Annotated in this window: 7 protein-coding genes; 4 read left to right on the forward strand and 3 right to left on the reverse strand. The window is 38.6% G+C overall.

Annotated elements, in window-relative coordinates; all coding sequences use genetic code 11:
* Together AC1DDX_RS17890 and AC1DDX_RS17895 are read left to right on the forward strand one after the other, a co-directional pair.
* Positions 1 to 957 (forward strand): RagB/SusD family nutrient uptake outer membrane protein (locus tag AC1DDX_RS17890; RefSeq protein ID WP_477622350.1); only part of this gene is annotated, 957 nt, incomplete at its 5' end.
* A 259-nt stretch (positions 958 to 1,216) separates the two neighbouring features.
* Positions 1,217 to 4,003, forward strand: a complete 2,787-nt coding sequence (locus AC1DDX_RS17895; RefSeq protein WP_477622351.1) for an SdrD B-like domain-containing protein — start codon at positions 1,217 to 1,219, stop codon at positions 4,001 to 4,003.
* Here AC1DDX_RS17895 and AC1DDX_RS17900 read toward each other — a convergent pair.
* From AC1DDX_RS17900 to AC1DDX_RS17910, 3 genes are read right to left on the reverse strand one after another with little or no spacing between them, the layout of a single operon-like run.
* The gene (locus AC1DDX_RS17900; protein ID WP_288879454.1) at positions 4,000 to 5,403 is read right to left on the reverse strand and encodes a hypothetical protein; all 1,404 of its coding nucleotides are present in this window, start codon (positions 5,401 to 5,403) and stop codon (positions 4,000 to 4,002) included. The two genes, AC1DDX_RS17895 and AC1DDX_RS17900, sit on opposite strands and share 4 nt — an antisense overlap.
* On the reverse strand, positions 5,378 to 6,214 hold the full coding sequence (locus AC1DDX_RS17905) for a fimbrial biogenesis chaperone (RefSeq protein WP_288879453.1): 837 nt from the start codon (positions 6,212 to 6,214) through the stop codon (positions 5,378 to 5,380). The genes AC1DDX_RS17900 and AC1DDX_RS17905 overlap by 26 nt, the downstream gene beginning before the upstream one ends.
* Positions 6,215 to 6,742 carry a hypothetical protein gene (locus tag AC1DDX_RS17910; protein WP_337716341.1) on the reverse strand — a complete coding sequence of 176 codons (528 nt, stop codon included), beginning with the start codon at positions 6,740 to 6,742 and terminating at the stop codon, positions 6,215 to 6,217.
* A 621-nt stretch (positions 6,743 to 7,363) separates the two neighbouring features.
* Between AC1DDX_RS17910 and AC1DDX_RS17915 the strand changes: the two genes are divergently transcribed.
* Together AC1DDX_RS17915 and AC1DDX_RS17920 are read left to right on the forward strand one after the other, a co-directional pair.
* Entirely contained in the window at positions 7,364 to 8,080 is a 717-nt protein-coding gene (locus AC1DDX_RS17915) for a DUF6266 family protein (protein ID WP_288879451.1), read from the forward strand.
* Between the two features lie 138 nt (positions 8,081 to 8,218).
* Positions 8,219 to 9,366, forward strand: a 1,148-nt coding sequence (locus tag AC1DDX_RS17920; protein ID WP_477622352.1) for a TonB-dependent receptor plug domain-containing protein, incomplete at its 3' end; no start/stop codon positions are given.

A 9,366-nucleotide genomic window follows, 5' to 3' on the forward strand; every position in this document is an offset into this window, starting at 1 on the left:
ATATATGATAGCATTATTATACCTGACCTGTTGGAGGCAGAAAAATCAACGCTTGCATGGAAAGACGCTACAGGACTAGTATCTATGGGAGCAGTAAAATCAATACTGGCCGACGTATACTTAACCTATGCTGGTGCCGCAATTAATGGTGGAAATCAGTTTTATGCGGAATCGGCTAAGCGATCTTTAGATGTGATTGAGAAAGGCGGTTATACCTTGTTTCCTGAATATACAGATATGATTAAACCTTCAAATAAAAATACTGGCGAGTTCATATTTCAGGTACAATATGCTGCAGCTGTTCCTTCAAATAATCCGCTAACACCATTAACCATTCCTAATTTTTCGGGTATCTCTAAATATTCTGATGAATACGGATCGGTTTATCCAACTCCGCAGTTTATTCAGTCGTTTGCTGCAGGCGATAAAAGAGTTGCCGAAAGACAGTTTTTCTACAGGAGCTATCCAAATATAAAAACCGGACAAACAGTTACTTTCAGACAGGCTTATATTTATAAATGGTTCGATACAGATGCTGTTTTAAATACCGTAAAATCAGATCTTAATTTTACCCTATACCGCCTGCCCGATGTACAGTTGATGTATGCCGAAGCTTCTAACAGAGCCGAGGGAGGGCCTAATTCTAAAGCTATTGGGTATGTAAATGCCATTAGAAACAGGGCAAAACTTGCACCTATCGGAGCGTTGTCTCAAACAACATTTGAACAAGAGGTATGGTTACAGCGAAATTTTGAACTTTGTTTTGAAAACAAAATGTGGTTTGACATGATCAGAACAAGAAAAGTACACAACGATGTAACAGGAAACTGGGATAATTTTGTTGGGCACAGAACTACTTTTGGAGCTACGTTCGCAGAAAAACAATTGCTATTTCCAGTACCACAACAGGAAATTAATGTTAATCCAAATCTGTTACCAAATAATCCAGGTTTTTAACTTAACATCTTGTTAAAACCAAAGTATAAGGAGGGTGTTCAAAAGGGTAAGGCCGTCATTCTGAATTTATTTCAGAATCTCGCAATTACTATTCAAAACCCGCTTAAACGGGATCCTGAAATAAATTCAGGATGACGATAAGCATAAGTAAATAGTAAATATACCTTTTTGGACACCTTCTTTTTAACTATCATCAAATCAGCTTAAAACGTAATACTTTTGCATCAACATTATATAAATAAACAATTAAGATAATTGTTTGTTGTTCTATTGTAGTAAGTGCCAAATAGCATTTGCCCAGCAAACATACAATGTTCGCTATAGTTTTGAAAAAGATACTATTAAAGTAAGTGGCGGTCAAACCTTTTCGAATAAACTGATCATAGAGAACCTGTCAGATAAAGCCGTTTTACTAAGTTCCGAAGCAATTAAAACACAGACACTTGCAGGTATGATTACGCTTCCTAAAAGCATTAACTTAAATGCCAAAGAGAAAAAGGCATTCCCATTGAAATACATTACCGACAGAAAAACAATAAACAAAAACATACAAGCTTTTACTGTATCCATTAAATCAGACGATGCGCAGTTAAAAATCCAGCCTGCTGTTTCTTTTTATACGCTATTAAGTGATGCGACTGGGCTGGCTATCAGTACCGAGCAATCAGAATTTTACCTCAATCAGGTTACCGGTCAATCTCAGATCATGCTGTTATGTACCAACAGAGGGATAGTCCCAATTTCCTTCCGCCTGATACTTACTGAAGTGCCAGAAGGTCTGGAGTTCACCGGCGAGAAAATGTCGTTGGTTTTGCAGCCGGGTGCTCAGCAATTGTTGCCTTTTAATGCGCGGAACAAACTGAACAATAAAATTGCTGCCGATTTTAATGTAACCATCCAGGCAGTGGATCAGGGTGGTAATCAGCTGGCGCTAAAAAGAATCAGAATCATGAGTGTCAGCAGTGTAAGAAGATATGGGGCAGGTGATAATCCATATGGCGAAAATCTGAACAATACAGCCGCTTTAAGATATATGAGCATGAGCCAGAACAGCTCATTTTATCAGATGCAGGCTAACGGAAAACTTAACCTATCCAACAATGCCGACCTCCATTATCGTTTCAATTTGGATTATTACCAGGATTTGCAAGGCATTAACCTGTACGATAGTTACCTTGACTACCAGCATAAAGACTGGGGATTAAAGATCGGTAGCATTTATGAAAATCTTGATTATGTCCTAAGTGGTAGAGGCGCTAAAGCTACCCTTAATTTCAATGAAGATAAGAGTCTAAGCATATATGGCATGCAGAACAATTATATGCTGATGAGCCAGGTAACAAACTCATTGGAAGGCCCAACTATTATTGCAGCAAGCTATGCCTTTAAAACCATTGGTGATCAGCATGGCAGGCTAACATATCTTCACAGTCAAAATGGTTTCTTCGGTGTGAACAACCAACAGGTAAGTGGAAAAACAGCCGTCAGGTTAAACGCCACCCAGCAATTAGATCTCGAGGGTGGCTACAGTTTAGAAAAAGCAAATAACCACACAGGCAAACATGCAGCCGCTTTAGGTATAAATTACACACTTAATGCAGGTAGCTATCAATTTATCACTAACAATTATTACAGTACATCCTATTATACCGGACTGCACAGAGGCCTTTTCCAGAGTGATAACAGAGTCGTTAAAACAATGGAAAAAAGTACACTTTCTGCAAGGATCAGTATTTTAAACAATTCGCCGGAGTATCAGGATATTGGAAACCGCTATAACTTTAGTGCAAACAAAAACATCATCAATGTTTACGAGGTAGGTTACAGTATCCTTATGGGGAAGATCAACCTCGATTTCAGACCTTACTTTATGGATCAATCACTTCAGGGGATGCAATTGCTTACACAGCTTAACCAGGATTTTAAATGGAGATCATCTTCAGTCAGAATGCAGGCTAACCTCAATTTTTTTAACAACAACCATAGTTTATCTATTAATGCTGATTATGGATATACCTATAAAAATACTTCTAATGAACCAAAACCGCCATTTCATTCACTTCGCCTAAATAGCAATTACGGTAATCGTCTGTTTGGCTTTACCAGCTACATTCAGCTCAATCCTTATTATTTAAGCGATTCTTTTTCTGCAACAAAAGATGCCGACTATAAGTTGTATTCATTTGGGCCAAATACCAGCTTTACATTGTTTAGAAACAGGTTAAATGTGCAACTGGCAACATTGTATAATTATTACGGTTTTACCCAAACCAAAAATTACGCTTTGAACGGCAGTGCCAAATGGATGATAAAGGGAAACTGGGCATTAACTACCGACTTGTTTTACAGCGTAATGAAAACAAAAGTACCATTTGACTATTACGCAATTAATTCATTCAATTCCAATACCTTCAATACTCGTCAGATTAGGGTAGGTATAGAAAAGCAGTTTTCAGGATTAAATAAAAGCAAGGGAGAGAAGCTGGAGTTAGCATACTTCGAAGATTATAACAACAACGGCATCAGAGATCCAAATGAAAAAGGTGCCGAAGGCATAACCGTTAAATTAAATGAAGAAACAGCGCGGACCAATTCAAAGGGCACTGTTAAGTTTTACGAGGTGAAACCTGGTAATTATACTGTTTATGTGGTTAATAGTAAGAATTGGGGAATGCAGGAACCGATATCAATTATCATTACTAAAAACAAATCGATGGAGATTCCGTTGGTAAAAACTATTGTTTTAAAAGGGAGAATGCAGGTAATAGAAAAAAGCTATCAAAACACCAGTCCGATCCTTTCTGGAATACGTGTCAACGCAAAGGATGCAGGTGGAAAAATATATAAAACACTAACCGATGCTTCGGGAAATTACTCTTTTTATCTGCCTGCAGGTACATATGCCGTTTTTGTCGAAACAGAAGGTATGTCATTTAGCATCGGCAACTCCGAAAATAAAGTAGAGCTAAGTCCGGATAAACCAGATAATCAATTGAATTTTGAGATTAAAGACGAGCGGCGCAAGGTAGGAGTAACCCGTTTCTAAAGCGCTACAAAACTAAAAATTATGGTTGTACTGTAAGATCCTGCAGGTTTTCCAAGCAGCTTATTTGTTTCGCTTGCCGGAATACTATACAGTACATTTAAATTTCTGTCGATTACCGGATTTGCGGTGTTTATAAGCTGTTGTGAGGTTGTAGAGAGTGTAACTGTGTTCATGCCCGTCTGGCCCACCATGGGGCCTATTCTGAGCACATTTAACGGAATCTGATTGGCGCCCGAGCTAAAGCTCTGGGTTAAAGCCCTTACATACAAATTATAGGGTGTGGTTTTACTGATTTTGATATGCGCAGGCATTTGTTTGGAAACTCCTTGCTGATAATCATTTGCTGAAGAAAAGGCCAAAGAAACATTGGTTTGATTGGCTACAACTTCAGAAAGGTCGCTAACGGTAACTTGCAAATTACCAGAACGTGATGTTTGCAAAGTTCCGGAAGGATAGGCCGTACTAAGTTTGTTCCAGGTAAATGTAATGGGCACAAGGTAAGTTCCAGCCTGCACAAAGCTTTGCTTAAGGTTGGCTCCGGTGATGCTAAATGCAGCGTTGAGCACCTGATTGTTATTTGTTGGGACGCCTATTCCTGTAGTGGTAGTTAGTGCCTGACTGGTGGTAGACAAATTAATGGCTGTTGCAGTACCAATTCCGGTTAATGTTCCAGATACCTGGCTAACAGCCGATGAAGGTAGCTGATTATATGGCAAACTTGTATTAAAAGTAAAAAGGCTGCTGCCGGTTTGCAGGTTTAATATATACGGTACCGTATTGGATACGGATATGGTTTTTGTAACCGATAAACCATTTGCAGCACGGTAAATACTAAAACTATTCACTGGTAAATTAACGGTTCCCAATGTGACCTGAGGGGTCATAAATGCAGGAATAGTGATGTCGAAATTAGGAGTGGTTGGTGTAATCCGGTTAGGACTAAGCACGCCTGTATAAAATTGTATTGGCGTACGGTATATTCCAGCAACCCAGGTGTTTGCAGCTGAGTTGATACGGTAATCTACCACAAAAGCTCCGGATGAGAGATTTGCAAGCGCAGTATACATAACCTGATAGGCCGTGGTAAGTGTAACTTCGGTAGCCGAACCAAGAACCGAAAGTGAGCCAATACTTCGTATCTTTAAAAATGCCGTATTTAGTGGCACTGTTGCTGTTCCGCCTACAGTATTTGCAAAATTAGCTGTATTTGCTTTAATCTCAATAACAGGAATAAGACCTATAAGACCATTATAAGTTCCTGAATTTAAAGTTACAGTATAATTGCTGCGTGCCGTTATGTTGGCCTCAGGCAATGTTACAATTATCTGAGCATTAAGTGGAATACACACGCCCATATAAAGCAGCAAAATAAAACTAATATGTAACTTCTTTTTCAGCAACTTTTAAATCGTATTGGCTTCCCGCATCTAAAATCGCGACGGCTAAATAGTTTCCCTTCAGGTTGGCAGGTAAGTCCAGGTTTACCCATTGCTCTGCACCCGGAAGCATTGCAATAGCAATAGATTTTATAGGGATTTCTTCACCTGTATCTTTATTGGTGAGCTCAAATCTAACATAGGCGTCTTTATTGATCTGTCCGGAATTTTTCACCTTTACGGCCATTTTTCGGATACCAGTCTTGCTATTACCGGAAATGCCTTTGTCCACAAAAGCCAGGAATTCCAGGTCACCGGCAGGTAAACCCACTGGCATATGATAAACCTGAACACCAACCTCTATAAGCACATTAACACCTACTTCAGCCTGGTTTGGTTTTTTCTTCATCTGTTCTTTAACCTGTGTAAAAAAAACCATACTATGTGTTAACCTTTTGGAGGTGTCGTTCTTAGGGATTACCAGTGAGAGGTTTACTTCTTTTGTTTCTCCGGGTTTCAATCCAAAACTACCTGCTGAAAGCTGGATCCATTTTCCATTGGAATCTTTGATTTGGCCTACAGGGAAATAGCGTTTTGTTCCTGTTGAATCACGATCCCAATCCTTTATACCGGAGGTGAAGTTAAATTCATTTTTCGAATTGTTAACAAAGGTAATTGCTTGCGTAACGGTTTCGCCAGGCTCTCCTTTAAAAAGAATTCGCGAAGGGCTAACGGACAAGCCCTGACCATGTGCAAAACTTATAGTAAGGATTGGCAGCAATATCCAACTCAGCAAAACAATGTAATGCCTCGTTAATGAATCACAATAAGGCATCTATAACTGTGTTGCTGTATAGATAACCGTTGTAGAATATACCTCGTTTGCTTTACCTAACAAAGGAGCAGCATCCGGAATTGAATAGTTTACATTATACGTTGCTCCGGTAGTTGCTGTCGCATCCGATACCAGTTCGCCTGGTGTCATTGACAATGGTTGCATAGTGAGCGTTCCTCCATTTGCCGTTGCAGGATCAACACTTACCTGAACCACACTTAACGGAACAGCGGTTTGCGCCGGATATACGGTGAATTCAGCCTGAGCCGCAACAGTTATATCGTAATTCTGATTACTGATAACCGTAAAATGCCCAACCTTAGGTTGAGTTTGCGCTACGGTATAATCTGCAGCTGTAGCATACAAAAAGTTTACGGTAGGATCAGCACCAAGATCTATAGAGATTACTGGAGCAGTTAAATCAATATTTACGGTTACAGGCGCAGTCTGATCGGTCTGCGCGTTGGCTGTAATGCTGAAAAGTCCAGCAGAAAGCACTAAGGTTGCTAATAGGGATTTGGTTTTCATCTTAGGGAGATTATGTTCAAACTATAATTAGAACACAAAAGCAGACAAAAAGTTTTTTAAAATGATAAAAAGAATCTTTTCTTTATATTTATAAGGGTTGTACTTCATTATAAAAAACAGTAAATTCAACTTAACCAATGTAGGATACTATTGAATTTTAATTTAATGAATATAAATGGCCATATTTTGATACAAATAACCCTTTATTAAAATTCTCATTAGGTGAAATAATTTTATCCGTTTTATCGCTTGGACAATATTATAGGGATAAAAGAAAAGAGCAAGAAGAGGTGTTTAAAGAGTTTCAAAAACTTGGCAATTTCGATATCTGGCCATTTCTAAATCAGCAGGAGTATGACGAACAACTAAAACATCAGCCTTTTTTAATTGGTCAAAAATTGGGATGACGTAAAAGTCACCAGTTTATTTCTTGTACATTTTCTTTTGCTATCCTTTTGCTATTGTTTTGCTTCCCTTTTACTATTGTTTTGCCTGAGCAATACAGTGGTAGAATTAACGCCAAAATTAGACGATGTATCGGCCAAATCTGACTAACACTTAATATTCGTTTTTGGGTATATTCGTATATGGAATAATTAAGTTCCTGTTAAACAAATAGTTATGGCTCGATTAAAATCTCGGATACTAGGCCCAATGACAGGGAAACTAGCCTATTTGGTAGGTTACGAAAGACTTGGACAGCCCGTTCTAAGAATGAAACCCAAAAAACGTAAGAAAAAGAAACCAAGAACAGATGCTCAGAAAGCAGTGAATTTACGATTTAAAATAGTGAATTTATTTATTTCTGCGATCAATGATTTTACCAATGTTGGCTTTAAGCTTGATGTTGCCGGAACAACAAAAACCGCTCAAAACGGTGCTTCTTCCTATAATATCAGAGAGGCAGTTATTGGCGAATATCCACATCTTGAACTTGATTACACAAAAGTGATGATTAGTAAAGGTGAGTTACCATGCCCGATAAATCCGAAAGTTGAACTTGAAAACAATGTTTTGACTTTTAAATGGCATGTAGACCCCCTATGTGGTTATCCACTCAACAGAGATCAGGTAATGATGCTTGCTTACTTGCCTGCAAACAATACGGTACGATTTGTTTTAAGCGGCGCCAGAAGAAATGCTGGAACTGATACCCTCCTGGTACATCTGGAGAAAGGGGATAGCGAGCAATCTAAAAAGGATGATGTTATAGAAACGTATATTGCATTTATTTCTGACGACAGGCTAAGCATTTCCAATAGTGTATATGTAGGTCGAATTGAGGTTGGTAATTTCAAGAATATCAAGATGATAGAAAAATTTTTAACTACGAATTGATAATTATATTATAATTATTAGTATTGCTATTTGGACTTAATCTAAATAACTCTATATTTGCAGCATAAAAATGCCACACGGTTCGGACCCGTGTGGCTACCGGCTAAGCCGGCTCACCTTTAATCGTAGTTAAAAGTCATGCAAATTAAGAAATTTTTGCTATTGGGTATACTGTGTACCTATGTTATTTTTTCAAAAGCCCAAACAACATCTTCCAGTGTGAGTGGGCAACTCAAAAGCAGTGCAGGAGAACCTGTATCTGCTGCCACAATAAAGCTTCGAAATTCCTCGTACGGAGCAATATCAGATCAAAATGGATTTTATAAAGTCACTAACGTTAAACCAGGAGACTATATTGTCGAAATCAGGGCAATTGGCTTTAAATCTCAAAAGAAGTCAATCAAAATAGGAAATGGTGAAGATGTAAAACTAAATCTAGGGCTCGACGAAGATGTCAAAGAAATGGAAACGGTCAATGTAATTGGTCGGACAAAGGCCCAAGAGGTAAACAGACAGGCATTTAACGTAACCGCAATTGACGCGACTAAACTTTACAATACGACCTTAGATATTTCGGGCGCTTTGGATCGTGTTGCTGGCGTTCGGGTAAGAGAATCGGGGGGTGTGGGTTCCAACTTTAATGTATCATTAAATGGATTTTCAGGTAATCATATCCGCTATTTTATAGATGGTATCCCAATGGACAATTTTGGATCCTCTTTCCAAATTAACAACATTCCTATAAATGTTGCCGAGCGTGTAGAGGTATATAAAGGTGTTGTACCTATGTGGTTAGGTTCTGATGCGTTGGGTGGAGCAGTGAACATTGTGACAGGAAACAGGCATCGGAATTATGTGGATGCCTCTTATTCATATGGTTCGTTCAATACGCACCGTAGTGTTATTAATGCTGCAGCTACTTCAGAGAGTGGATTAACGGTACAGCTAAGCGCTTTCCAGAATTACTCAGATAACAATTATAAAACAGACCTTAAACTTCGGTTGCAGAATGATATGGTGCCTGAAAAAAGAGCGTCTTCGGTAAGGAGATTTAACGACACTTATCATAACGAAACTTTGATAGCAAACGTTGGTGTGGTTAATAAATCATTTGCAGATAACCTTTTGTTCGGAATAACATTAGGTCAGAACTATAAGGAAATACAAACTGCTGCCAGACCTGAAAGTGTTTATGGTCAGTTACACAGGCGTGGAAGAATCGTTATGCCATCGCTTAAATACAAAAAGACAAATTTAATTAAGGGATTGGACCTTACTGTGAACGC

The sequence above is a fragment of the Pedobacter sp. 10L46_2 genome, from assembly GCF_056395165.1.